At 67.6% G+C, this 24,272-nt stretch carries 15 protein-coding genes and 1 tRNA gene; 3 read left to right on the forward strand and 13 right to left on the reverse strand.

The genetic code is table 11. From position 1 onward, the window contains the following. Nucleotides 1-6: 6 nt before the first annotated feature. Entirely contained in the window at nucleotides 7-1,668 is a 1,662-nt protein-coding gene (locus HEP73_RS14055) for a methyl-accepting chemotaxis protein (RefSeq protein ID WP_185820454.1), read from the reverse strand. Nucleotides 1,669-2,152: 484 nt separating this feature from the next. Then, nucleotides 2,153-6,520 (reverse strand): DEAD/DEAH box helicase, encoded by a 4,368-nt coding sequence (locus tag HEP73_RS14060; RefSeq protein ID WP_185820455.1) that lies wholly within the window; start codon nucleotides 6,518-6,520, stop codon nucleotides 2,153-2,155. A gap of 235 nt (nucleotides 6,521-6,755) precedes the next feature. Between HEP73_RS14060 and HEP73_RS14065 the strand changes: the two genes are divergently transcribed. From HEP73_RS14065 to HEP73_RS14075, 3 genes are all read left to right on the forward strand, one after another. Next, on the forward strand, nucleotides 6,756-7,094 hold the full coding sequence (locus tag HEP73_RS14065) for a hypothetical protein (protein ID WP_185820456.1): 339 nt from the start codon (nucleotides 6,756-6,758) through the stop codon (nucleotides 7,092-7,094). 16 nt (nucleotides 7,095-7,110) lie between these two features. Continuing rightward, nucleotides 7,111-7,425, forward strand: coding sequence for a DUF3175 domain-containing protein (locus HEP73_RS14070; protein ID WP_185813266.1), 315 nt, complete (start codon nucleotides 7,111-7,113; stop codon nucleotides 7,423-7,425). Nucleotides 7,426-7,544: 119 nt separating this feature from the next. Next, the gene (locus tag HEP73_RS14075; protein WP_185813267.1) at nucleotides 7,545-8,918 is read left to right on the forward strand and encodes a sensor domain-containing phosphodiesterase; all 1,374 of its coding nucleotides are present in this window, start codon (nucleotides 7,545-7,547) and stop codon (nucleotides 8,916-8,918) included. A gap of 256 nt (nucleotides 8,919-9,174) precedes the next feature. Here the strand turns inward: HEP73_RS14075 and pnp are convergent, their stop codons facing one another. The 11 genes from pnp to nuoL all read right to left on the reverse strand — a co-directional run bounded on the left by pnp (nucleotide 9,175) and on the right by nuoL (nucleotide 24,266). Beyond that, nucleotides 9,175-11,283, reverse strand: coding sequence for a polyribonucleotide nucleotidyltransferase (gene pnp / locus HEP73_RS14080; protein WP_185820457.1), 2,109 nt, complete (start codon nucleotides 11,281-11,283; stop codon nucleotides 9,175-9,177). A gap of 164 nt (nucleotides 11,284-11,447) precedes the next feature. Then, a complete protein-coding gene (gene rpsO / locus HEP73_RS14085) occupies nucleotides 11,448-11,708 on the reverse strand; it encodes a 30S ribosomal protein S15 (RefSeq protein WP_003467392.1) in 261 nt (86 codons plus the stop codon). Between the two features lie 215 nt (nucleotides 11,709-11,923). Next, a complete protein-coding gene (truB, locus tag HEP73_RS14090) occupies nucleotides 11,924-12,850 on the reverse strand; it encodes a tRNA pseudouridine(55) synthase TruB (protein ID WP_185820458.1) in 927 nt (308 codons plus the stop codon). Nucleotides 12,851-13,095: 245 nt separating this feature from the next. Then, nucleotides 13,096-13,503 (reverse strand): 30S ribosome-binding factor RbfA, encoded by a 408-nt coding sequence (rbfA, locus tag HEP73_RS14095; RefSeq protein WP_185813270.1) that lies wholly within the window; start codon nucleotides 13,501-13,503, stop codon nucleotides 13,096-13,098. A gap of 114 nt (nucleotides 13,504-13,617) precedes the next feature. Continuing rightward, nucleotides 13,618-16,332: a translation initiation factor IF-2 gene (gene infB / locus HEP73_RS14100; protein WP_185820459.1), complete on the reverse strand. Its 2,715-nt coding sequence runs from the start codon at nucleotides 16,330-16,332 to the stop codon at nucleotides 13,618-13,620. Between the two features lie 92 nt (nucleotides 16,333-16,424). Further along, a complete protein-coding gene (nusA, locus tag HEP73_RS14105) occupies nucleotides 16,425-17,936 on the reverse strand; it encodes a transcription termination factor NusA (protein WP_185813272.1) in 1,512 nt (503 codons plus the stop codon). Next, complete coding sequence (rimP, locus tag HEP73_RS14110; RefSeq protein ID WP_064539341.1) at nucleotides 17,933-18,580, reverse strand: ribosome maturation factor RimP; 648 nt, start codon at nucleotides 18,578-18,580, stop codon at nucleotides 17,933-17,935. The genes nusA and rimP overlap by 4 nt, the downstream gene beginning before the upstream one ends. 209 nt (nucleotides 18,581-18,789) lie before the next feature. After that, nucleotides 18,790-18,866: transfer RNA gene (locus HEP73_RS14115), tRNA-Met, on the reverse strand. Between the two features lie 210 nt (nucleotides 18,867-19,076). Further along, complete coding sequence (nuoN, locus tag HEP73_RS14120; protein WP_185816628.1) at nucleotides 19,077-20,552, reverse strand: NADH-quinone oxidoreductase subunit NuoN; 1,476 nt, start codon at nucleotides 20,550-20,552, stop codon at nucleotides 19,077-19,079. A 37-nt stretch (nucleotides 20,553-20,589) separates the two neighbouring features. After that, a complete protein-coding gene (locus HEP73_RS14125) occupies nucleotides 20,590-22,092 on the reverse strand; it encodes an NADH-quinone oxidoreductase subunit M (RefSeq protein WP_185813274.1) in 1,503 nt (500 codons plus the stop codon). A 20-nt stretch (nucleotides 22,093-22,112) separates the two neighbouring features. After that, entirely contained in the window at nucleotides 22,113-24,266 is a 2,154-nt protein-coding gene (gene nuoL / locus HEP73_RS14130; RefSeq protein ID WP_185820460.1) for an NADH-quinone oxidoreductase subunit L, read from the reverse strand. Nucleotides 24,267-24,272 lie beyond the last annotated feature (6 nt).

A 24,272-nucleotide genomic window follows, 5' to 3' on the forward strand; every position in this document is an offset into this window, starting at 1 on the left:
TGCTCCTCAGAAGCTGGCGAACTGGGATTCATCCGGATTCGCCATCGCGTACGCCGGCTGCGCCACGCGCGGGCGCGCACGCTTGGGTTCGACGCGGCTGCTGCCGACGGCCTTGGCGCTGGGCTTGTCCACGGCGCGCGGCGGGCGCGGCGCTTCGCTGTGGCCCAGGCGGAAGAACGCCATCGACTGCTGCAGGTATTCGGCCTGCGAACTCATTTCCTCGGCGGTCGCGGCCAGCTCCTCGGACGCGGTGGCGTTCTGCTGCGTGGTCTGGCTCAACTGCACCACCGCCGAATTGATCTGCGCCACGCCGGAGGACTGCTCCTGCGACGCCGCGGCGATCTCCTGCACCAGGTCCGAGGTCTTCTTGATGCTGGGCACGATGGTCTCCAGCAGGCGCCCGGCCTTCTCCGCCAGTTCCACGCTGGAGCCGGCGACCTCGCCGATCTCCTGCGCGGCCACCTGGCTGCGTTCGGCCAGCTTGCGCACTTCCGCGGCGACCACCGCGAAGCCCTTGCCGTGCTCGCCGGCGCGTGCCGCTTCGATCGCCGCGTTCAGCGCGAGCAGGTTGGTCTGGTAGGCGATGTCGTCGATGATGCCGATCTTCTGCGCGATCTGCTTCATCGCCGCCACGGTGGCGACCACCGCTTCGCCGCCTTCCACGGTTTCCTTGGCGGCCTGCGCGGCCATGCCATCGGTGATACGCGCGTTCTCGGTGTTCTGCCCGATCGAGGCAGTCATCTGCTCCAGCGAAGCGCTGGTTTCCTCCACGCCCGCGGCCTGCTCGGTCGAGGCCTGGCTCAGCGACTGCGCGGTCGCGCTGACTTCCTCCGACGCGCCGGCCAGGGTCTGCGCGCTGGCGTTGACCTCGCCGACCACCTGCTGCAGTTTCTCGACCATGCGCCGCATCGCCAGCAGCAGTTGCCCCGCTTCATCCTTGGAGGTGGTTTCGATCACGACGCTCAGGTCGCCGTCGGCCAATGCATTGGCGACATCCACCGCCTTGCCGATCGGCCTGGTCACGCTGCGGCTGATGAAGAAGCCCAGGCACACACCGAGCAATACGCCGACCACAATGATGGCCGTCAGCATCCTGGCGCCATTGGCATAGATCGTATTGGTCTCGATACTCGCGGCCGCCGCGTTGGCTTCCTTCATCTTGGCCAACTCGGTCATCAGCGCGTCCACTTCGTCGGAGGCGCTTCGCGAGGCGGCGGACAGCGCAACGATTTCCGGATTGGCGTCCTGCAGCGGTTGCTGCACGGCCTTGTCCAGGAACGCGCTGCGACGCGCCAGGTATACCTTCCACGCTTCATCGAAGCGAGCCAGCTTGGACATGGCATCGGGGCTGTCCATCGTGCTGCGCGCCTTGGCCATGTAATCGACCATGCTCGCAGTGTACTTGTCGATGCTGGCGAGGTGCTTGGCGCGCTCTTCCTGCGTGGTGGCCAGTTGCAGGTTGGCGCGCGCACGGCCGGCATAGATCAGGTTGATGTTGGCTTCCTTGATGTTGGAGAGGCCGAGCAGCTCACGTTCGTACAGCGCCTTGGCGTAGTCGTTGATGCGCCCGGAGTCGCGGATGCCGATCGCGCCGATGCAGGCGCCGATGGCCGCCACGATCAAGAACGCGCAGGTGAGCCTGACGCCGATTTTCATATTGCCCAACATGATGTCTTCCCCGATTGTTTGCTGACGACCGCGCCACGACGACGCGTCTGGATGTCCTTCCCGCTGCACCTCGTGGATCGGGAACGATGGCGACGGCGTATGCGATGCGACCGAGATGACCCGACGCGGCGCTGCATTCGCCCGTTGCCTGAAGGCTATCGGCAGCCCGGAAAGTCGCCTTTAATCGACGCAGCAGCTGCAGAATTCGGCACACAAGCGCGCGTTTGTAACGCTTTTGTGAATACGGGCAGAACCTTTAGGAACGTTGTTCTAGCGTTGCAGAACGAGGCTCGGCCAGACTCGGAGGTGCATGCAGTACTTGTCCTGCATGGCGGATTCCGCCCGTTTGCAGACAGATTCGAACTGGGATGCAAACCTAGGATATTTGTAGACAAGACGTGAAAATTTCACCCGCAGGCAACGTCGCCGTGCAGTCCCTGAATGAAATACGTTACTGAACAGGGGTGTTGGCGAGCGTCGCGCGTCAGCGCAAGCCGGCAAGCATCGCGGCGATCGCATCCCGAGTGCCCGATCCCGCCGTCTCGGTCAGCCGTTGCCGCGCCACCGCGCTGTCGGCCGCGCTCAGGTCCTGCAACGGCTCGAACCGCTCCGCCACCCATGTCGCCACCGGCACACCATCGCGATACAGCACGCGCGCACCGGGCACGCGCGGCACCCGGTTGCCCGGCAACACGCTGCCAAGCAGGTTGGCCGGATCGGCCGCGGCCACGCACAACCAGGCGCCGTCGTGCGGCTGACGCCGCACCTGGCGCAGCAGGCCGATCGCCTCGGGCAGCGCGAACTGCTCGCCGGACAGCCCGCTGATGAAGCGCCCGCCGCGGATCTCGCCGCGCGCCTCCAGGCGCTGATAGACGCGCAGCAGCTCGCGCCATGGCGGCAGCCACGCTGCCTCGCGTTCGAGCAGGCGCCAGCAGATCACGCCGTAGCGGCGCAGCAAGGTCCGCGCCAGGTGGTCGAGTGCCTCGCCGCGCGCCGCGGCGTCGCCGGCATCCGCAGCGAAGCGCAGCAGCGCCCAGCGTCCCGCATCCTGGATGCCGTACAGCGGCACCCGGCGCCGGCGCCGCGCCAGCGCCGACGGCCGCTTCGATGCCGGCACCAGCAATGCGCGCAGACCAGCGTAGCTGTCGCAGTGGATGCGGCCTGCGGCCACCAGCTCGGCCAGCGCCTCTTCCAGTTCGGTGGACAGCAGCCGCGTCGCATCGGCGATCTCGTCGAAGAACGAGGCGCCGTGCGCCGCCAGGTAATCGGCGACCTTCTGCGCGCGCGAACCGAGCGTGCCCGGCTCGGCCGCCGCCGGCGCCAGGCGCGACCACTGCGCGGCGCTGCGCCGCGGCAGCAGCAGGATCGGCGTGCTGCGCAGCGAGCCGGTGCCGCCCGTACCGACTGCGCTGGCCGCGGTCGGACGCAGCCGCGTCCACAGCGTGCGCCCGGCACTGCACAGTTCGTCCAGCCAGGCCGGCGCGTAGTCGCGCACCCGCGCCGGCAGCAGGTCGGCCTCCCACAGCGCCGCCGGCGCCTCGAAGCCCTCCAGTTGCGCCAGCACGCTGGCCAGCGCTTCCGCGCCGGCGACCCGGCCTTCGCCGTCCAGGTGCTGCCAGCGGAACAGGAAGCGCGCGTAGTCGCGCGGCGCCACCGGTTCGATCTCGCGGCGCAGCCGGCCCAGCGTGTAGCGGTGGATGCGCGCCAGCAGATGGCGCTCGCACCACTCGTCGGCGCCGGACTCGGGAGTGAAGCGGCCGGGCAGGATGTAGCCGTCCTGCTGCAACGCCAGCAGGGCCGCCTGCACCTCGCGCAGCGGCATCTGCAGCGGCGCGGCCAGCGCCGCCGCGGTCACCGGCCCCAGGGCCGCCAGGCGCGAGCGCAGCAGTTCGCGCAGCGCGTGGTCGCGCTGCCAGTCGTCGATCGCGTAGCCTTCCGGCACGGCGATGCATGGCTGCGCGGCGGCCTGCGGATACAGCGGCGCGATCAGCGCCAGCGACTCGGCCGCGACCCATAGCGCGACGCCGTCGCCGCCGGCGCCCTGCAAGCGGGTGGCACGCGCATCGGCGGCCAGCTCGGCCAGCCAGTTCGGCCACGCCGGGTGCGCGGCGGCCTCGCTGTCGGTCAGCACGCCGAGCGCGACCAGCGCCTCGTGCATCTCGTCGCGGCTGCGCGGCTGCGGCCAGGCTTCCTCGCGCACCGCGGCGATCGCCTCCGGATCGAGCCGGCCGAGGTCGTCGGCGCTGTCCGGATCCTGGTAGCGGCGGCTGTGCACGGCCTGGGTCCGGCGCTCTTCCAGCGGCGCATCGTCGAGGAACGCGTACGGCCGCGCGTCCAGCGCCTCGGCCGCCAATGGCGACGGTGCCGCCAGATCGCGCGCCAGCACACGTACGCTGCCGTCCTCGATGCCGCGCAGCAGCTGCAGCCAGCCGTCGCTGTCCATCGCCTCGTGCAGGCAGTCATGCAGGGTCTGCGCGACCAGCGGGTGTTCGGGGATTTCGCGCTCGCCGACCAGGTTCTCGGCGCAGGCGACCTGGTCCGGGAACACCGTGGCCAGCAGGTCTTCCGACTTCATCCGCTGCAGCTGCGGGGCGACCTTGCGCCCGCCGGTGAAGCGCGGCAAGGCCAACGCGTTGGTGGCGTTCCAGCGCCAGCGCACGCCGAACAGCGGCGCATCCAGCAAGGCCTGCACCAGCACCTCCAGCGCCGACGCCGCATGCAGATAGCGCGCGACCTCTTCCAGCGCGAAGCTGTGCCGGGTCGACAGCGACAGCACGATCGCGTCCTCGGTGGCGGCTGCCTGCAGTTCGAAATTGAAGGTGCGGCAGAAGCGCTTGCGCAGGGCCAGGCCCCAGGCGCGATTGATGCGGCTGCCGTATACGCTGTGGATCACCAACTGGGTGCCGCCGCTGTCGTCGAAGAAGCGCTCCAGCACGATGCAGTGCTGCGTGGGCAGCGCGCCCAACGCGGTACGCGCGCGGCCCAGATAGTCCACCAGTTGCTGCGCGGCGGCGGCGTCCAGCGCCACTTCTTCCTGCAGCCAGGCCAGCGCCTGCGCCGCACCGCCCTGCTCCAGGCACCGCTCCAGCTGCGCGCGCAGCCGCGACACGCCGGCCGACAGTTCGTCGCTGCGCCCGGGCGCCTCGCCGAGCCAGAACGGGATGTTCGGCGGCGCGCCGCGCGCGTCTTCCACCCGCACCTTCCCCGGTTCCACGCGCAGGATGCGATAGCTGGCATTGCCGAGCTGGAACACGTCGCCGCTGAGACTCTCCACCGCGAAGTCTTCGTTGACCGTGCCGATGGTCTCGGCCTGCGGCTCCAGCAACACGTTGTAGTCGCCGGTCTCGGGAATGGTGCCGCCGGAGGTCAGCGCCGCCATGCGCGCGCCGCGGCGCTCGCGCACGCGGCGATGCACCGCGTCGCGATGCAGATAGCCGGCGCGTGGACCGAGCCGCGTGCTGAAACCGTCGCACAGCATCCGCAGCACCGTGTCGAAGCGCTCGCGCGGCAGCGTCGCGTACGGCCAGGCGCCGCGCACCAGCGCGTACAGCGCGTCCTCGTCCCATTCCTGGCAGGCCACCTCGGCCACCAGTTGCTGCGCCAGCACGTCCAGCGGCGCGTCGAGGATGCGCAGCGCATCCAGTTCGCCGCGGCGCACGCAGTCGAGCAGTGCCGCGCATTCGACCAGATCGTCGCGCGACTGCGGGAACAGCCGCGCCTTCGGCGTGCCGCCGACGGCATGCCCGGAACGCCCGGCGCGCTGCAGGAAACTGGCGATCGAACGCGGCGAGCCGAGCTGGCACACCAGGTCCACGTCGCCGATGTCCAGGCCCAGTTCCAGCGAGGCGGTGGCGACCAGCACCTGCAGTTGGCCGGCCTTGAGCCGCTGCTCGGCGAGCAGCCGCGCCTCGCGCGCCAGGCTGCCGTGGTGCGCCGCCACCGCATCGTTGCCGAGCAACTCGCCCAGGTGCCGCGCGGTGCGTTCGGCCATGCGCCGGGTGTTGACGAACACCAGCGTGGTGCGATGCGCGCGCACCAACTCGGCCAGGCGCGCGTACACCTGCTGCCACTGGTCGTTGGACATGGTCACGCTGAGCGGCGTCGGCGGCAGCTCCAGCGCCAGGTCGCGCGCACGCGCATAGCCGATGTCGACGATCGCGCAATCCGGCTGCCCCGCGTGCACCGCCGCGCTGCCGACCAGAAAGCGCGCGACCGCATCGATCGGCTTCTGCGTCGCCGACAGGCCGATGCGCAGCGGCGGCGTCGCGCACAGCTGCTGCAGCCGCTGCAGCGACAGCGCCAGGTGGCTGCCGCGCTTGTTCGCGGCCAGCGCGTGGATTTCGTCGACGATCACCGTGCGCACGTGGCGCAGCGCGTCGCGCCCGGACGCCGAACCGAGCAGCACGTACAGCGACTCGGGCGTGGTCACCAGCACATGCGGCGGACGCCGCCGCGCTTGCGCGCGCTCGCGCTGCGGCGTGTCGCCGGTGCGCACCGCGGTGCGGATCTCCACGTCGGGCAGGCCCAGCGCAGCCAGCTCGGCGCGGATGCCGGCGAGCGGCGCCTCGAGATTGAGCTGGATATCGTTTGAAAGCGCTTTCAGCGGCGACACGTACAGCACCTGTGTGCGATCGGCGAGCCCGCCATCGCGCAGGCCTTCACGCAGCAGCGCATCGAGCGCGGCGAGGAACGCGGTCAGGGTCTTGCCGGAACCGGTGGGCGCCGCCACCAAGGTATGCCGCCCGCCCTGGATCGCCGGCCAGGCGGCCAGCTGCGCAGGCGTCGGCGCGGCAAAACAGCGCTCGAACCAGTGGGCGACGGCAGGATGGAAGCGTGCTTGCACGAACGACATGCGGTCTCCTGCGACGCACCGTCGCGATCGAATGCACTGCGGCGAAAAGAGGGAATGTCCGGATTGTCCTCGGTACGACAATCGAGTCAATCGCGTAATCGAAAACATGGTGACGTTACCAACGCAGATCAAGCGCGCCTGCGCGGCGCAGCTGTTTTCAAGGGACTTTCGGTTAATGGTTCAGTGAAAACGTCGCTGTCTACCACGCACCCCGACATGCGCGGTTATGTTGTCGATGACGTCACGCCTGCGCATCCAAGGTTCGCGCAACGGACGTGAAATTCGCTTCGGGGAGCCTTGCATGCAGCATGGCAGCATGATCGAACAACCGCGCCGATGCCGGCGCCGCCACGCCGTCGCGGCACATGCCTGCGCGCAGGCGGCGGCATTGCGCAACGCACGCATGGTCCGCGCTGGCGTCAACGCGCAACAGCGCATCGCGACGCGCCTGCGCGGCATCGGCGGACATCGCGGCAACGTCCGCACTGGCGACGATCGTTTCTCCGCTCCATCCATTCGCTCGCCATCGGCGGCATGGCGATTCCGCGTCGACTCCACCTCTTCACTTCACTAGCCAAGGAGCATCACCAATGGCACACAGCAGCTCGAATGTTTCCACCGCACACTGGGTGCAGCGCGTCAACGAGAGCAGCGATGCGCTGGAGCTCACGCCCAGCGTGTTCGAACGCGACGACCCGGTATCCATCGCCCGTTCGCTCAAGCACTCCGCCGACCAGAGCGCGCGGCGCCGCACCGGTCCCTACCGCTCGGCGATGTCGATGCTGACCTTCTACATCAACCGCGCCGGCAAGCAGCTGCCGGCCCAGCGCCGCGAGGTGCTGGAACAGGCCAAGGACGAACTGCGCAGCCTGTACGGCAAGCCGCGCAAGGGCGCCACGGGCTGAGCGCCGCGACACGGCATCGCGCGACGCATCGTGATGCGCACGGCAATTCCGTACCTCGCTAGCGCACCTCTGGCGCGTGCCGATTGCCCTGCGCCGAACCATGAGCGCATGATCGCGGCATGACCAAGGAACCCGACGTTTCGGACTGGGTCCAGCGCCCTGCCGATACCGCTGCCGAACGTGGCCCCGTTGCCTCGGCGATGAGCGAGGATGCGCTGCTGCTGTCGCGGATCATCCTCGCCCAGGGCGAGATCGCCGCCGCCGGCAGCGACCCGCTGCAAGTGGTCGATGTGGTGACCCGCCGCGCGCAGGAGCTGACCCGCTCCAACGGCGCGGTGGTGGAGATGTGCGACGGCAACGACATGCTGTACTGGTCGGCCAGCGGCACCGCCGAACAGCATCTGGGCCTGCGCCTGCCCAGCAACGGCAGCCTGTCCGGATTGTGCATGCGCAGCGGCAAGGTGCTGCAGTGCGACGATTCGGAACAGGACCCGCGGGTCAATCTCGATGCCTGCCGCAAGGTCGGCCTGCGCTCGATGCTGGTGGTGCCGCTCAGCTATGGCGATCGCGGCATCGGCGTGCTCAAGGTGATGTCGCCCTACCCCTGCAGCTACACCCCGCAGGACGTGCGCACGCTGGAAATGCTGGCCACCCTGGTCGGCGCGACGCTGGCGCTGGCGATGGACCGCGCCGCGCTGCAGACCGACATCGCGCGCCGCCAGAACGCGGAGAAGCATGCCTTCCGCGAGAAGGCCGCGATCGCCACGCGGATCCGCGAGGTGGTCGCCAATGAGCGCCTGCAGATCGTGACCCAGCCGGTGCTGACGCTGTCCACGCAGCGCATCGTCGGCGTGGAAGCCTTGTCGCGGTTCCCGTCCAATCCCGGCCTGGCGCCGCTGCGCTGGTTCGACGACGCGAGCAAGGTCGGGCTGGCGCTGGAACTGGAGCTGGCCGCGGCGCGCAAGGCGCTGCAGTTGCTGGCGCAGTTGCCGGCGCCGCTGTACCTGGCGATCAACGTCTCCGCACAGACCCTGCTGCACCCGCAATTGGAGGCGCTGCTGCACGGCCACGACCTGTCGCGGGTGGTGCTGGAGATCACCGAGCAATTGCAGGCGCCGGACTATCCGCGCCTGTCCGAGCATATCGGCGCGCTGCAGCGGCAGGGCCTGCGCATCGCGCTGGACGACGCCGGCACCGGCTTTGCCAGCCTGCGCCACCTGCTGCACCTGTCGCCGGACATCATCAAGCTGGACCTGACCCTGACCCGCGGCATCGACGCCGAACCGCGGCGCCAGCGGCTGGCGCTGGCGATCCTGTCCTTCGCCGCCGAGACCGATGCCAGCGTCATTGTCGAGGGCATCGAGACCGAGAGCGAACTGGCCACGCTGCAGGCGCTGGGCGCGCGCTACGGGCAAGGCTACCAACTGGCGCATCCGGGGCCGCTGTCGGCGCACCTGGCGCGCTATGCGGCGATCGGCGACGAGGCGGACTGAGTTCCTCGCTAGAACTTCTGCATAGCTCTTGTAGGAGCGGCTTCAGCCGCGACCGAAGTCTTCCTTTCTTCCTGGTAACGCCCGGTCGCGGCTGAAGCCGCTCCTACAGGGGGATACCAGGTGATCGCGGGAATCGCGAGGGACCGCGGCCTGCCGCATTCCGACCGCTCACGGAGCGCATCGCGCGCAAACGCCGCGCATGAAAAAAGCGGGCCGAAGCCCGCTTTTTCCTTGGTGCAGCGTTGACGCCGACGGCTTACTCGGCCGTCACGCCCTCGCCTTCTTCCACGGCCTTCATCGACAGGCGGATGCGGCCCTGCTTGTCGACTTCCAGCACCTTGACCTTGACCAGATCGCCTTCCTTCAGCACGTCGCTGACCTTCTCCACGCGGTCGCTGGAGATCTGCGACACGTGCACCAGGCCGTCCTTGCCCGGCAGGATGGTGACGAACGCACCGAAGTCCATGATCTTGGCGACCTTGCCTTCGTAGATGCGGCCCGGCTCCACGTCCGAGGTGATCTGCTCGATGCGCGCCTTGGCGGCCTGCGCGGCGATCGCGTTGACCGAGGCGATGACGATGGTGCCGTCGTCCTGGATGTCGATCTGGGTGCCGGTTTCCTTGGTGATCGCCTGGATGGTCGAGCCGCCCTTGCCGATCACTTCGCGGATCTTGTCCGGGTGGATCTTGATCGTCAGCAGGCGCGGCGCGTAGTCGCTCAGCTCCGAACGCGGGGTGGTCAGCGCGCTGGCCATCTCGCCGAGGATGTGCAGGCGGCCGGCCTTGGCCTGCGCCAGGGCCTGCTTCATGATCTCTTCGGTGATGCCTTCGATCTTGATGTCCATCTGCAGCGCGGACACGCCTTCGGCGGTACCGGCGACCTTGAAGTCCATGTCGCCCAGGTGATCTTCATCGCCCAGGATGTCCGACAGCACCACGAAGTCGTCGCCTTCCTTGACCAGGCCCATCGCGATGCCCGCGACCGGTGCCTTCACCGGCACGCCGGCGTCCATCAGCGCCAGCGAGCTGCCGCACACCGAGGCCATCGACGAGGAACCGTTGGACTCGGTGATTTCCGAGACCACGCGGATCGTGTACGGGAACTCTTCCATGCTCGGCATCACTGCCAGCACGCCGCGCTTGGCGAGCCGGCCGTGGCCGATCTCGCGACGCTTCGGCGCGCCGAAGCGGCCGCACTCGCCCACCGAGTAGGGGGGGAAGTTGTAATGGAACAGGAAGTTTTCCTTGTACTCGCCGCTGACCGCGTCGATCACCTGGCCGTCGCGGGCGGTGCCCAGCGTGGTGATGACGATCGCCTGGGTCTCGCCGCGGGTGAACAGCGCCGAGCCATGGGTACGCGGCAGCACGCCGGCCTTGACGCTGATCGGACGCACCGTGTCCAGCGCACGGCCGTCGATGCGCACCTTGGTGCTCAGCACCGAGCCGCGCATGGTCTGGTATTCCAGTTCGCCGAATTCCTTGGACAGGTCGGCAACGACCCAGCCTTCGACGGCGGCGCGCGGCGTCAGCTGCGCCAGCACGTCCTTCTTGATCGCCGAGATCGCGTCGCGACGCTGCAGCTTGTCGCGCACCTGGAAGGCCGAGGCCAGCTGATCGCCGACCGCTTCCTTCAGCGCCGCGATCATGCCTTCGTTCTTCGCCGGGGCGACCCAGTCGGACGGCTTGGTGCCGGCTTCGACGGTCAGCTCGTTGATGATGTTGATGACCTTCTGCATCTCGCGATGGCCGAAGGTGACCGCGCCCAGCATCACTTCTTCCGACAGCAGCGCCGCTTCCGACTCGACCATCAGCACCGCATTGGCGGTACCGGCCACGACCAGCTCCAGCTGCGAATCCTTCAGCTCGGTGATGGTCGGGTTGAGGATGTACTCGCCGTTCTTGTAGCCGACCTTGGCGGCGCCGATCGGGCCGTTGAACGGGGTGCCGGCCAGCGACAGCGCGGCCGAGGCGCCGATCAGCGCGGCGATGTCGCCGTCGATGTCCGGGTTCATCGACATCACCGTGGCGATGATCTGCACTTCGTTCTTGTAGTCCTCCGGGAACAGCGGACGGATCGGACGGTCGATCAGACGCGAAATCAGCGTCTCCTTCTCGGTCGCACGACCCTCGCGCTTGAAGAAGCCGCCGGGGATGCGGCCGCCGGCGTAGAACTTCTCCTGATAGTCGACCGTCAGCGGGAAGAAGTCCTGACCTTCGCGCGCGCTCTTGGCGGCGACGGCGGTGACCAGCAGTACGGTGTCGTCCATCTTGACGATGACGGCGCCGCCGGCCTGGCGGGCGATCTCGCCGGTTTCGAGGGTGACGGTGTGCTTGCCGTACTGGAAGGTTTTGGTGATTTTTGCCACGGGGTTTCCTTGGATGATGCTGTCTTCGAATGGACCGCTGACGGCCCATGCCGCTGGCGGGTGGCCGGGAGGATCCGGCCGGCGGCGCGGAGCATTCCCCGGGCCACGGTACTACCCAAAACAAAACCGCGGCGCATCACTGCGCCGCGGTGGGGTTCGTTGCCTCAGCGACGCAGGCCGAGCTTCTCGATCAGCGCCTTGTAGCGCTCGCCATCCTTCTTCTTCAGATAGTCGAGCAGGCTGCGGCGGCGGTTGACCATCTGCAGCAGGCCGCGGCGGCTGTGGTGGTCCTTCTTGTGGGTCTTGAAGTGGCCGGTCAGCAGCTCGATGCGCGCGGTCAGAAGGGCGACCTGCACTTCCGGAGAGCCGGTGTCGGCGGCGCCGCGCTTGTTTTCTTCGATGACTTTCTGGGTGTCGATGGACATGGTGTGTTTTCTCTAAAGATGCGGGGCCGGCAGGAACGTGCTGATGAGACGCACCGCCTGGCTCGCCGATTGCGAAGGATGCGCCGGAGCGCAGGGTTGCCGTAAAGGCCGCCGAATTGTACCGGCCCCAGCCCGGACGAACAAGGTGTTAACGCCGCGTCACGGCCTGGCCGGCGCCATGGCGGCCCGCGCCGGGCCGCTCGGCAGGCCGCGGATCAGAGGTTGAACATGCGCTGCGGCGCCAGCAGCCCGCCGCCATCGACCTGGCCCAGCCCCAGCGGCAGGCCGTCGTCGCCGAACACCGCGACCGCGCCCGGCGCCCAGGCGGCATCGCGCAGGCGCTGGCCCATGCGGAAACGCTGCGCCGCAGCAGGGTCCAGGCGCAACGGCGGGAAGTCGACCAAGCCGGCGGCCAGCGGCAGCAGCAGCGCTTCCAAGGCCTCCGGCTCCTGCGTGGCCAGCTGCTGCAGCTGCTCAAGTGTCACCATCTGCGGTTGCCGGAACGGCTCCACCCACAGGCGCCGCAGCCCGGCGATATGCGCGCCGCAGCCCAGCGCCTCGCCCAGGTCGCGGGCCAGGCTGCGGATATAGGTACCGGAACCGCAGGCCACGTGCAGGCGCAGGCGCTCGCTCTCATGGGCGAGCACGTCGATGGCGTGGACCTCGACTTCGCGCTCCGGCGCCTCGATCGCCTCGCCGCGGCGCGCCTTGGCGTACAGCGGCTCGCCGCCCTGCTTCAGCGCCGAATAGATCGGCGCGCGCTGGCGGATGCGTCCGCGCAGCGGCGCCAGCGCCGCCTGCAGGGTCGCCGCATCGATCGGCGGCACCGGCCGGGTGCGCAGCACCGCGCCATCGGCATCGTCGCTGTCGGTGCTCACGCCGAGCACGATCTCGGCTTCATAGGCCTTGGCCGATCCCAGCAGCAGCCCGGCCAGCTTGGTCGTCTCGCCGAAGCACAGCGGCAGCAGGCCGGTGGCCAGCGGATCCAGGCTGCCGGTATGGCCGCCCTTCTCGGCACGGAACAGCCGCCGCGCCGCCTGCAGCGCCGCGTTGGAACTCATGCCGGCCGGCTTGTCGAGCAGCACGATGCCGTCGAGGCGGCGGAAGGAAATGCGGGGCAGTCGGGGGCCGAAGACGGGCATGGGGCAATCGGGACCGGGGACTCGGGACTCGGGACTCGGGAAAGCGAATCGGGAGTCGGACGGTGAGGCCTGCAATGCTGCAGGCCGGACTTGGGGAAATAGCCGCCGAGCTGCAGCGGACAGCGGATGCGACTACGGCAGGCGACGACGCTGGAGCAGCACGGCCACCGATGCACAGAAGACCTGCTTGCCGCTCGTCAACACGACTTGCATACGGCATCGATGCTTGCGCATCGTGCGACCGCTCACTCCTTGGACGGAGCCGGCTCGTTGTCGCCGTCGCCGTCGTGGTCTTCCGGCTGCTGCAGTTCGGGCATGTCGCGCAGCAGGTTGTCGATGCGCTCGCCGCGATCGACCGAATCGTCGTAGTGGAAATGCAGTTCGGGCACGTGGCGCAGCTTCATCGCCCGCGCCAGCTCGCTACGCAGTTGCGGCGCCAACTCCTTCAGGCCCTTGACCGCCTCGACCGAGCGCTCGGGCAGCAATGCGGTGACGAACACCTTGGCATGGGCCAGGTCGCGGGTGACTTCGACATCGGAAACGCTGACCGACGGAAGGCCGTGATCGCGCACGGCCGAATGCACGATCGTGCCCAGGTCGCGGCGGATCTGCGCGGAAACGCGATCGGTACGGTGAAAGGATTTTGTTGCCATGGTCCGGAATCTCTCTGTTCGGAGCGCGGGATCCGGGAAAGGACGGTGACAAGCGACGCGCACCAGGCCGCCGCTTTTCCCAATCCCGATTCCCGAATCCCGACTCCCGGCTTCTTACAGCGTGCGCTGCACTTCGATGCGCTCGAAGCACTCGATCTGGTCGCCCGGCTTGACGTCGTTGTAGGCCTTCACGCCGATACCGCACTCGGTACCGTTGCGAACCTCGTCGACGTTCTCCTTGAAGCGACGCAGCGATTCCAGCTCGCCCTCGAACACCACGGTGTTGTCGCGCAGCACGCGGATCGGCTTGTTGCGCTTGACCACGCCCTCGATGACCATGCAGCCGGCGACCGCGCCGAACTTGGAGCTGCGGAACACGTCGCGCACCTGGGCGGTACCGATGATCTCTTCGCGGATTTCCACGCCGAGCAGACCGGACGCCACCTGCTTCACCTGATCGATCACGTCATAGATGATCGAGAAGTAGCGCAGGTCCACGCCGTTGGTTTCGATGATGCGCCGCGCCGAAGCGTCCGCACGCACATTGAAGCCGATCACCGTGGCCTTGGAGGCCAGCGCCGAGTTCGCATCGGACTCGGTGATGCCGCCGACGCCGGAGTGGATCACGTTGATGCGGATCTGCTCGTTGGACAGCGCCACCAGCGACTGCTTCAGCGCTTCCACCGAACCCTGCACGTCGGCCTTGATCACCAGGTTCAGCGACAGCTGGCCTTCGCCCTTGCCGAGCTGCGACATGATGTCTTCCATGCGGCTGCCCGCCGAGGACACCAGGCGCGACTCGCGGCGCTTGGCCTCGCGCTGCTGCGCCACGTCCTTGGCCAGGCGCTCGTCGTCGACCACGACGAAGTCGTCGCCGGCATCCGGCACGCCGGACAGACCCAGCACCTGCACCGGGATCGACGGACCGGCCTCGGCCGGCTGGCCGCCGGTCTCGTCGAACAGCGCACGCACGCGGCCGTACTGCACGCCGCACACCAGGTAGTCGCCGCGCTTCAGGCTGCCCTGCTGCACCAGCACCGTCGCCACCGGGCCGCGGCCCTTGTCCAGCGACGATTCGATCACCACGCCGCTGGCGCGGCCATCGAACACCGCCTTCAGTTCCAGCACTTCGGCCTGCAGTGAGATCGCGTCGAGCAGCGTGTCGATGCCCGCGCCGGTCTTGGCCGAGACTTCGACGAACTGGGTGTCGCCACCGAATTCTTCGGCGACCACGTCCTGCGAGAGCAACTCGTTCTTGACCCGCAGCGGATCGGCGCCGGACTTGTCGATCTTGTTGACCGCCACGATCAGCGGCACGCCGGCCGCCTTGGCGTGCTTGACCGCCTCGATCGTCTGCGGCATCACGCCGTCGTCGGCCGCCACCACCAGCACCACGATGTCGGTCAGCTTGGCGCCGCGCGCGCGCATCGAGGTGAAGGCCGCATGGCCCGGGGTATCCAGGAAGCTGATGACGCCGCGATCGGTTTCGACGTGGTACGCGCCGATGTGCTGGGTGATGCCGCCGGCTTCGCCCGAGGCGACCTTGGTGCGGCGGATGTAGTCCAGCAGCGAGGTCTTGCCGTGGTCGACGTGACCCATGATGGTGACCACCGGCGGCCGCGAGCGCTTCTCGCCCTGCTCGTCCTCGGTGTGCGCCAGCAGCGCGTCCTCGGCATCGGCACTGCCCGCGCGCACCGGCTTGTGGCCGAGCTCCTCGGTGATCAGCGCCGCTGTGTCGTGGTCGATGGACTGGGTAATGGTCGCCATCACGCCCATCTTGAACAGCGCCTTGACCACGTCGCCGCCCTTCAGCGCGAGCTTCTGCGCCAGGTCGGCCACGGTGATGGTCTCGCCGATCGCCACTTCGCGCACCACCGGTGCGGTCGGACGCTCGAAGCCATGCGCGCCGCCGCCGCTGCGCGAGACCTCGGGCTGGCGACGGCCGCCGCTGTTGCCGCCGCGCGGCTTGCCGCGCACGTTGGAACGGCGCGCGCGATCGGCGGCGGACAGGTGCAGCTGGCCGGCGAAGCGGCTGGTGCTGTCGTCGTCCTCGACGCCGGCGACCATCACGTGCGAGCCGCGGGTCTTGTGCTTGTTGCCGGCGTTGCGGTCGTCGCTGCGCGGCGCGGCCGGCTTCGGCGGATGGTGCGGCGCGCTGGCCGGACGCGGCGCGCGCGGCGCAGCGGCGGCACCGGTGCCGGCACCGGCATTCGGGGTCGCAGCGGCGGCAGGCGCAGCCGCAGACGCAGCTACCGGCGGCGCCGACTGGGCTTCCAAGGCGGCCTGCGCGGCCTTGCGCTCGGTTTCCACGCGGTCGCGCGCATCCTGCTCTTCCTTGCGCTTGCGCTCGATTTCATCGGCGCGCGCACGGTCCTGCTCGGCGAGCTTCTGCTGTTCGGCCAGGTTGCGCTGCTTGGAGGCTTCCAGCTTGCGCAGGATCTCGGCGCGCTCGTCATCCACCCGTCCGCCCGACGACATGCCCGCGCGCTCGGCAGCGAGGTCTTCGGCGGTCTTGACGTAGGTACGCTTCTGCCGGACCTCGACGTTGACCGTGGTCTTGCTGCGACCGGCGCTGACCGTCACTTCCTGCAGCTTGCGCCGGTTCAGGGTGATCTTCTTCGGCGCGGCCTGGGCTTCTTCCTCGACCGGCTTGTCGGTCTTGCCGTGGGTACGGCGCAGGAAGCCGAGCAGCTTCATCTTTTCGGTACTGGTCACGACCTGATCGGGACCGCTGAACTTCATTCCGGCCTCGGCCAGTTGAACCAGCAGTTTATCGACCGGCGTATTCACCAGTTCGGCCAGCTTGCGGATGGTGGTTTGCTGCGACATTCGGATCCTATGATCTGGTTGGCGCCCCCTCGCGTGCGAAGGTAGCGCGGATTCTAAGCCCTGATCGGTTCAGGGCGGCATTCATCGCTGACTCATTCGCCGCGTTCCAATCGGGCGATCTCCTCGGCACGGGCTGCCAGGATGAGCGCAGCGGCGCGCTCCTGGTCCACATCCTCGATGCCGAACTCGAGGATTTCGTCCGCAGCCAGATCCGACAGGTCCTCGCTTGTCCGCACGCCATGGCTGGCCAGCGCGTACGCGGTAGCCTCGTCCATGCCTTCCAGCGCCAGCAAATCCGCCGCCGGCACGCCGCTGTCGTCGCTTTCCTCGGCGGCCAGCGCCTCGTTGAGCAGCGCATCGCGCGCGCGGGCCCGCAGCTCCTCGACGATGTCCTCGTCGAAGCCTTCCACCGCCAGCAACTCGCCGACCGGCACGTAGGCGATTTCCTCGACCGAGTTGAAGCCCTCGGCGACCAGGATCGCGGCGATTTCCTCGTCCACTTCCAGCTTTTCCATGAACAGCTGGCGGGCGACGGTCTGCTCGGCCTCGGACTTGGCCGCGACCTGCTCGGCGGTCATCACGTTGAGCTGCCAACCGGTCAGGCGGCTGGCCAGACGCACGTTCTGGCCGCCCTTGCCGATCGCCTGGGCCAGCCGGTCTTCGGCCACCGCCAGGTCCATCGAGTGCTTTTCTTCATCGACGATGATCGACTGCACTTCGGCCGGCGCCATCGCGTTGATGACGAAATTGGCCGGGTTGTCGTTCCACAGCACGATGTCCACGCGCTCGCCGTTGAGTTCGTTGGACACTGCCTGCACGCGCGAACCGCGCATGCCGATGCAGGCGCCGATCGGGTCGGTGCGGGTGTCGTGCGCCAGCACCGCGATCTTGGCGCGGTCGCCCGGATCGCGTGCGCAGGCCTTGATCTCGACCAGGCCCTGGCCCACTTCCGGCACTTCCAGCTTGAACAGCTCGATCATGAATTCCGGCGCGGCGCGGCTGATGAACAGCTGCGGGCCGCGCGGCTCCGAGCGCACTTCGGCCAGGTAGCCGCGGACGCGGTCGCCGGCGCGCAGCACATCGCGCGGAATGCCCTTGTCCTTGGGAATGAAGGCCTCGGCGTTGCCGCCCAGGTCGACATAGATGTTGCCGCGCTCGGCGCGCTTGACTATGCCGGTGACCAGTTCGCCGATGCGGTCCTTCCACGCGTCCACCACCTGCTGGCGCTCGGCCTCGCGCACGCGCTGCACGATCACCTGCTTGGCGGCCTGCGCGGCGATACGCCCGAAATCCGGGTTCTCGATCTGCTCTTCGATGTAGTCGCCCACATCCACGCCTTCGGCTTCGTCGACCGCGTCCATCAGACGGATCTGCCGGTCCGGCGATTCCATCACCACGTCGTCGGCCACCACTTCCCAGCGGCGGTAGGTTTCGTAATTGCCGTCCTTGTGATCGATGGTGACGCGCGTCAACACGTCCTGATCGGGGTAGCGCTTCTTCGCCGCCGAGGCCAGGGCGGCCTCGATCGCGTCGAAGATCACTTCGCGCGGCACGCCTTTTTCGTTGGCCACCGCGTCGACTACCAGCAACAGTTCCTTGCTCATTCTTTCGCTCCGCGCGCAGCCTTGTCGGCTGCCGGTTCGTTGGATGGTTTCTTATTGGGTTTTGCGGTCTTGCCAGCCGGCTTGGGGCGCTTGGCCGGCAGCTTGGGAGTGCTACCCGGCTGCTTGGGGGGCTTGCCCGGCTTGGTCGGGGCCAGGCCCAGGGCCGCCCAGTCGGGCAGGATCCGTGCCTTGTCGATATTGTCGAAGTCCACCGCCAGTTCGGCGCCGTCGACCTCGAACACGATGCGGCCGGCGTCCACGTCCACCTGGGCGATGCGCCCCTGCAGGCGCCGACGGCCCTGCTGCGGCAGCTTCAACACCACCTTGGCCGACTCGCCCTGATGGCGCGCGAACTGCGCGGCGGTGAACAGCGGACGGTCCACGCCGGGCGAGGACACTTCCAGCGTGTAGTTGCCGCTGATCGGATCTTCCACGTCCAGCTGCGCCGACACTTCGCGGCTGACCCGCTCGCAATCGTCGACATTGACGATGCGCTCGGGCTGTTCGGCCAGCGGCACGTCGATATACAGGCGCAGCGTGGCGCCGCCCGGGGCCGGCAGGTATTCCGCCCCCAGCAGTTCCAGGCCCAACGCGTCCACGGTCGGGCCCAGCAGATTCGCGATTTCGTTTGCCTTGTCGCTCACAGCCTGCCTTGCATTTGAATGAATGAAATCAATCGGTCCTGGCGGTTTTCCCGGACCCCGGAAACGACAAAGGGCCCGCTGGGCCCCTTTCCGGTACGACTCCGGTAAAAACTGGATTCCGGTTGCAAAGACGGGAACATGCGTCTTCGCGAAGCCCAAATTTCCCTACCGCAGGCAACCGGTGAACTGGTTGCCGCTGTAGACAAATATGGTAGCGGGGGCAGGATTTGAACCTGCGACCTTCGGGTTATGAGCCCGACGAGCTGCCAGACTGCTCCACCCCGCAGCAGAAGCGGAATTATGAAGAACCAGCGCGATTATTGCAAGCCCTGATTTTCATCCGACCCGGTGGCGATGCCGCCGGTCTTCGAGCGACATGATAACCGCAAGCGACCGATAACGGAATAGCGATAGCATCGTTCGATGCACAAACGACAACGCCGCCAAGATGGCGGCGTTGTCGCAAACAGCTTGAAAACAGCGCTTTCGCGCGCGATCAGGCCAGATGCGCGAACGCGCGCTGGCACCACGCCATCAACGGGCTCCAGGCCAGGCCCAGCGCCAGCAAGCCGATCGCATTCACACCCAGCACCACGCCGAGCACGCGGTCGTCGTTGGCCGGCAACGGCTCGCCGACCGGCTCGTCGAAGTACATCACCTTGATCACGCGCAGGTAGTAGAACGCGCCGATCACCGCGCACAGCACCGACAGGATCGCCAGGCCGGTCCACCAGAGGTTGTCGGTCGGCACCGCGAGCACCGCGCCGAGCACCGCCAGCTTGGCCCAGAAGCCCAGGAACGGCGGCACGCCGGCCAGCGAGGCCATGATGCACAGCACCAGCAGCGCCATCCACGGGTTGCGCGCGTTCAGGCCCTTGAAGTCGTCGATGTGCTCGGCTTCGAAGCCCTTGCGCGACATCGCGATGATCGCGCCGAACGAGGCGGTGGACATCACCGAATAGCAGATCGCGTAGAACAGCGCCGCCGCATAGCCGCGCTCGCCGCCGCCGGCCACGCCGAGCAACAGGAAGCCGATATGCGAGACGGTCGAATACGCCAGCATGCGCTTGAGGTTGCTCTGCGCCAGCGCCATCAGGTTGCCGACCAGCAGCGACAACGCCGCCAGGCCGCCGATCACCCAGTGCCACTGCTCGGCCAGCGGGCCCACGCCCACTTCCAGCAGCCGGTAGGCCATGCCGAACGCGGCCAGCTTCGAGGCCGAGCTGATGAACAGCGCGATCGGTGCCGGCGCGCCCTGGTACACGTCGGGCAGCCACATGTGGAACGGCGCGGCGCCGAGCTTGAACGCCACGCCGGCGATCATGAAGATGGTGCCGGTCAGCAGCAACGTGCGCTCGTGGGTGGAGCCGATCGCTTCATGGATGCCGGTCAGGCTCAGCGTGCCGGTGGCGCCGTAGATCAGCGACATGCCGTACAGCAGCAGGCCCGAGGCCAGCGAGCCGAGCACGATGTACTTCATCGCCGCCTCGGTGGCCATGCCGTTGTCGCGGTTCGACGCGACCAGCGCGTACGAGCACAGCGCCAGCAGCTCCAGGCCCAGGTACACCATCAGCAGGCTGCCGGCCGAGACCAGGATCATCATGCCGACCGTGGCGAACAGCACCAGCACCGGGATCTCGCCCTGGTACAGCTTGCGCTCGCGCAGGTAGCTCCAGCCGTAGATCAGGGTCAGCGCGCTGAGGCCGACGATCACCGTCTTCATCACGTCGGCGGCGGCGTCGCGCACGAACATGCCGTTGAACACCTCGCCCTGCCCGCCCACGCCGGCGAGCAGCATCGCGAACACCGCGACCAGGATCGCCACCGAGACGATGTGGGTCCAGGCCTTGTTGCGCTCGCTGACGAACAGATCGAGCATCAGCAGGGCGAAGGCGCCGCCGGTCAGCACCAGCTCGGGAAGCAGGGGCGGCAGGTCGACGGCGGTCAGGGGCAGTAGCGCAGGGGTGGTCATCATCAAATCTCTGGAATCATTTCGCTCGACGGCCCGATTACAGCTTGCTGGTGGCGATCTGCGCCGCCAGCTTTGCGATCGAGGGTTCCATCAGGTCGGTCAGCGGCTTCGGATACAGGCCCAGGACCAGCACGCCCACCGCAAACACGCCCAGCACCAGCGCCTCGCGGCCGTTGATGTCCTTCAGCTCGGCCACGTGCGCATTGGCCACTTCGCCGAAGAACACGCGCCGGTACAGCCACAGGGTATAGGCGGCGGTGATCACCAGGGTCGTGCCCGCACCGACAGCCAGCAGCGGATGGGTCTGGAAGCTGGCCATCAGCACCATGAACTCGCCGACGAAACCGCTGGTTCCCGGCAGGCCGGCATTGGCCATGAAGAACAGCATCGAGAACGCGGCGAACCACGGCATCACGTTGGCCACGCCGCCGTAGTCGGCGATGCGGCGGGTATGCATGCGGTCGTAGAGCACGCCGACGCAGGAGAACATCGCGCCGGACACGAAGCCGTGCGAGATCATCTGCACCATCGCGCCCTGCAGGCCCAGGCGCGCCGCATCGGCGCTGCCGAAACCGACCAGGGCGAAGGCGATGAAGGTGCCCAGGGTGACGAAGCCCATGTGCGCGATCGACGAATACGCGATCAGCTTCTTCATGTCGTCCTGCACCAGCGCGACCAGGCCGACGTAGATCACCGCAATCAGCGACAGCGCGATCACCAGCCAGGCCCATTCGTTGCTGGCGTCGGGCAGGATCGGCAGGTTGAAGCGCAGGAAGCCGTAGCCGCCGATCTTCAGCGCGATTGCGGCCAGGATCACCGAACCGGCGGTCGGCGCCTCGACGTGCGCGTCCGGCAGCCAGGTGTGCACCGGGAACATCGGCACCTTGACCGCGAACGCGATCAGGAACGCGAAGAACAACCAGGTCTGTTCCTTGGAGGTCAGCGACAGCTGGTACAGGTCGGCGAGCTGGAAGCTGCCGCCCTTCAGGTACAGGTAGATCAACCCGACCAGCATCAGCACCGAGCCGAGGAAGGTGTACAGGAAGAACTTGACCGCGGCGTAGATGCGACGCGGGCCGCCCCAGATGCCGATGATCAGGAACATCGGGATCAGCATCGCCTCGAAGAACACGTAGAACAGCATCGCGTCGGTGGCGGCGAAGATGCCGACGGTGACGCCTTCCAGGATCAGGAACGCGGCCACGTACTGGTTGACCCGCTTCTCGATCGAGGTCCAGGCGCCGATCAGCGCCAGCACCGTGACCAGCGTGGTCAGCACGATCAGCGCGATCGCGATGCCGTCGACGCCGAGGTTGTAGCCGATGTCGTAGGCCGGGATCCACGCATGGGTCTCGACGAACTGCAGCGCGTCGCTGGCGTAGTCGAAGCCGGTGAGCAGCGGCAGGCTGAGGGCGAAGGTCAGCAACGCGACCAGCAGCGACGCCCAGCGCGCCGCCTTGGCGTCGCGCAACGCGAGGATCAGCGCGCCGCCGAGGATCGGCAGCCAGATCAGGAGAGTCAGTAGGGGCCAGTTCGACACGTGTTCTTATTCCGTACAGGTCAACGCCAGAAATGCATCAGCACGCCCAACAGGGCAATGAGACCGATGATCATCGCGAAGGCGTAGTGATAGAGGAAACCGGATTGCGTGCGACGCAGCAGATTGGCCGCCAGGTCGATCACGCGCGCGGTGCCGTTGACCATGACGCCGTCCACGACATGCGTATCCACCGCGCGCGACACCTTGCCCAGGCCCAGCCCGCCGCCGGCGAAGCCGTCGATCCAGAGCTTGTCGAAACCGTACTTGTTCTCGAGGATCCACACCGGCAGCGAGAACGTCTTGCGCGCCTTCGCCGCCAGCTCGGGCTTCCACAGGTACAGGATCCAGGCCAGGGCGAAGCCGGCCAGGGTCAGGAAGAACGGCGGCTGGGTCAGGCCGTGCAGCGCGAACGCGACCGGGCCGTGGAACTCTTCGGCCAGCGCGCCGACGCTGTCGCGCGCCGGGTTGTAGAAGTCGATGATGCCGCTGAAGAAACCGACCGCCTGGCCCTTGATCGCCACGGCGGCATGGTGCCCCGCCCAATCGGTGCCGAACAGCATCGGGCCGATGGTGAAGAAGCCGATCGCGATCGACGGGATCGCCAGCAGCACCAGCGGCACCGTCACCACCCACGGCGATTCGTGCGGCTCGTGCGCGCCATGGTGGCCATGGTCGTCGTGCGCGTGATCGTCGTGCGCATGCGCCTGCACCTCGGCATCGGTGTGCGCGCTGTCGTTGTGCGCATGCACGTCGTGCGCATCGCGGAAGCGTTCCTTGCCGTGGAAAGTCAGGAACAGCAGGCGGAAGCTGTAGAAGCTGGTGATCAGCACGCCGCCGAGCACCGCCCAGTAGCCGTAGGTCGCGATCCAGTTATGCGATTCGTGCGCATGGTGCGCGGCCGCCTCGATGATCGTGTCCTTGGAATAGAAGCCGGCGAAGAACGGGGTGCCGACCAGCGCCAGGGTGCCGATCACGCTGGTCCAGTAGGTGACCGGCATGTACTTGCGCAGGCCGCCCATCTTGCGCATGTCCTGCTCGTGGTGCATGCCGACGATCACCGAGCCGGCGGCCAGGAACAGCAGCGCCTTGAAGAAGGCGTGGGTCATCAGGTGGAACACCGCCGCCGAGTACGCCGACACGCCCAGTGCCACGGTCATGTAGCCGAGCTGCGACAGCGTCGAATAGGCGACCACGCGCTTGATGTCGTTCTGCACGATGCCGATCAGGCCGGTGAAGAACGCGGTGGTGGCGCCGATGAACAGCACGAAGTTCAGCGCGGTCTGCGACAGCTCGAACAGCGGCGACATGCGCGCCACCATGAAGATGCCGGCGGTGACCATGGTCGCGGCGTGGATCAGCGCCGAGATCGGGGTCGGGCCTTCCATCGAGTCGGGCAGCCACACGTGCAGCGGCACCTGTGCCGACTTGCCCATCGCGCCGATGAACAGGCAGATGCAGATGATCGTCGCCACGTTCCACGGGTGGCCCTGGAACAGCTGCACCTGGGCCAGGCCGCCGGCCGCCTCGTTGCCGAGCACCGCGGTGGCGTTGGCGAACACGCTGGCGTAGTCGAGCGTGCCGAACCACAGCAGCACGCCGGCGATGCCGAGGATGAAGCCGAAATCGCCGACGCGGTTGACCAGGAACGCCTTCATGTTGGCGAACACCGCGCTCGGACGCTTGAACCAGAATCCGATCAGCAGGTACGACACCAGGCCCACCGCTTCCCAGCCGAAGAACAGCTGCAGGAAGTTGTTGCTCATCACCAGGCTCAGCATCGAGAAGGTGAACAGCGAGATGTAGCTGAAGAAACGCTGGTAGCCCGGGTCCTCGGCCATGTAGCCGATGGTGTAGATGTGCACCAGCAGCGACACGAAGGTCACCACCACCATCATCATCGCGGTCAGCCGATCGACCATGAAGCCGACGTGGGCCGAGTAGTGGCCGACTTCGAAGAAGGTGTACAGATTCTGGTTGAACGGCGACGCGCCCTGCCCGACCAGCTGGTACAGGGTCCAGCACGACAGCGCGCAGCTGACCGCCACGCCGAGGATGGTGACGGACTGGGCGCCCTTGCGGCCGACCTGGCGACCGAACAGGCCGGCGACGATGCTGCCGAACAGCGGCGCAAGCACCACCGCGATCAGCAGACTCTTGGAGAGAGTGATTTCCATCTACGG

This window comes from Xanthomonas sp. GW, assembly GCF_014236815.1.
Taxonomy (GTDB): domain Bacteria; phylum Pseudomonadota; class Gammaproteobacteria; order Xanthomonadales; family Xanthomonadaceae; genus Xanthomonas_A.

What these genes read in the sequence shown, in the direction of transcription:
- truB (WP_185820458.1), bottom strand. Translation starts at nt 12,850, where the DNA reads ATGCCCGTCTTCGGCCCCCGACTGCCCCGCATTTCCTTCCGCCGCCTC.
- nuoN (WP_185816628.1), bottom strand. Translation starts at nt 20,552, where the DNA reads ATGACCACCCCTGCGCTACTGCCCCTGACCGCCGTCGACCTGCCGCCC.
- HEP73_RS14055 (WP_185820454.1), bottom strand. Translation starts at nt 1,668, where the DNA reads ATGTTGGGCAATATGAAAATCGGCGTCAGGCTCACCTGCGCGTTCTTG.
- HEP73_RS14070 (WP_185813266.1), top strand. Translation starts at nt 7,111, where the DNA reads ATGGCACACAGCAGCTCGAATGTTTCCACCGCACACTGGGTGCAGCGC.
- HEP73_RS14075 (WP_185813267.1), top strand. Translation starts at nt 7,545, where the DNA reads ATGACCAAGGAACCCGACGTTTCGGACTGGGTCCAGCGCCCTGCCGAT.
- nuoL (WP_185820460.1), bottom strand. Translation starts at nt 24,266, where the DNA reads ATGGAAATCACTCTCTCCAAGAGTCTGCTGATCGCGGTGGTGCTTGCG.
- rpsO (WP_003467392.1), bottom strand. Translation starts at nt 11,708, where the DNA reads ATGTCCATCGACACCCAGAAAGTCATCGAAGAAAACAAGCGCGGCGCC.
- rbfA (WP_185813270.1), bottom strand. Translation starts at nt 13,503, where the DNA reads ATGGCAACAAAATCCTTTCACCGTACCGATCGCGTTTCCGCGCAGATC.
- infB (WP_185820459.1), bottom strand. Translation starts at nt 16,332, where the DNA reads ATGTCGCAGCAAACCACCATCCGCAAGCTGGCCGAACTGGTGAATACG.
- HEP73_RS14060 (WP_185820455.1), bottom strand. Translation starts at nt 6,520, where the DNA reads ATGTCGTTCGTGCAAGCACGCTTCCATCCTGCCGTCGCCCACTGGTTC.
- HEP73_RS14065 (WP_185820456.1), top strand. Translation starts at nt 6,756, where the DNA reads ATGACGTCACGCCTGCGCATCCAAGGTTCGCGCAACGGACGTGAAATT.
- nusA (WP_185813272.1), bottom strand. Translation starts at nt 17,936, where the DNA reads ATGAGCAAGGAACTGTTGCTGGTAGTCGACGCGGTGGCCAACGAAAAA.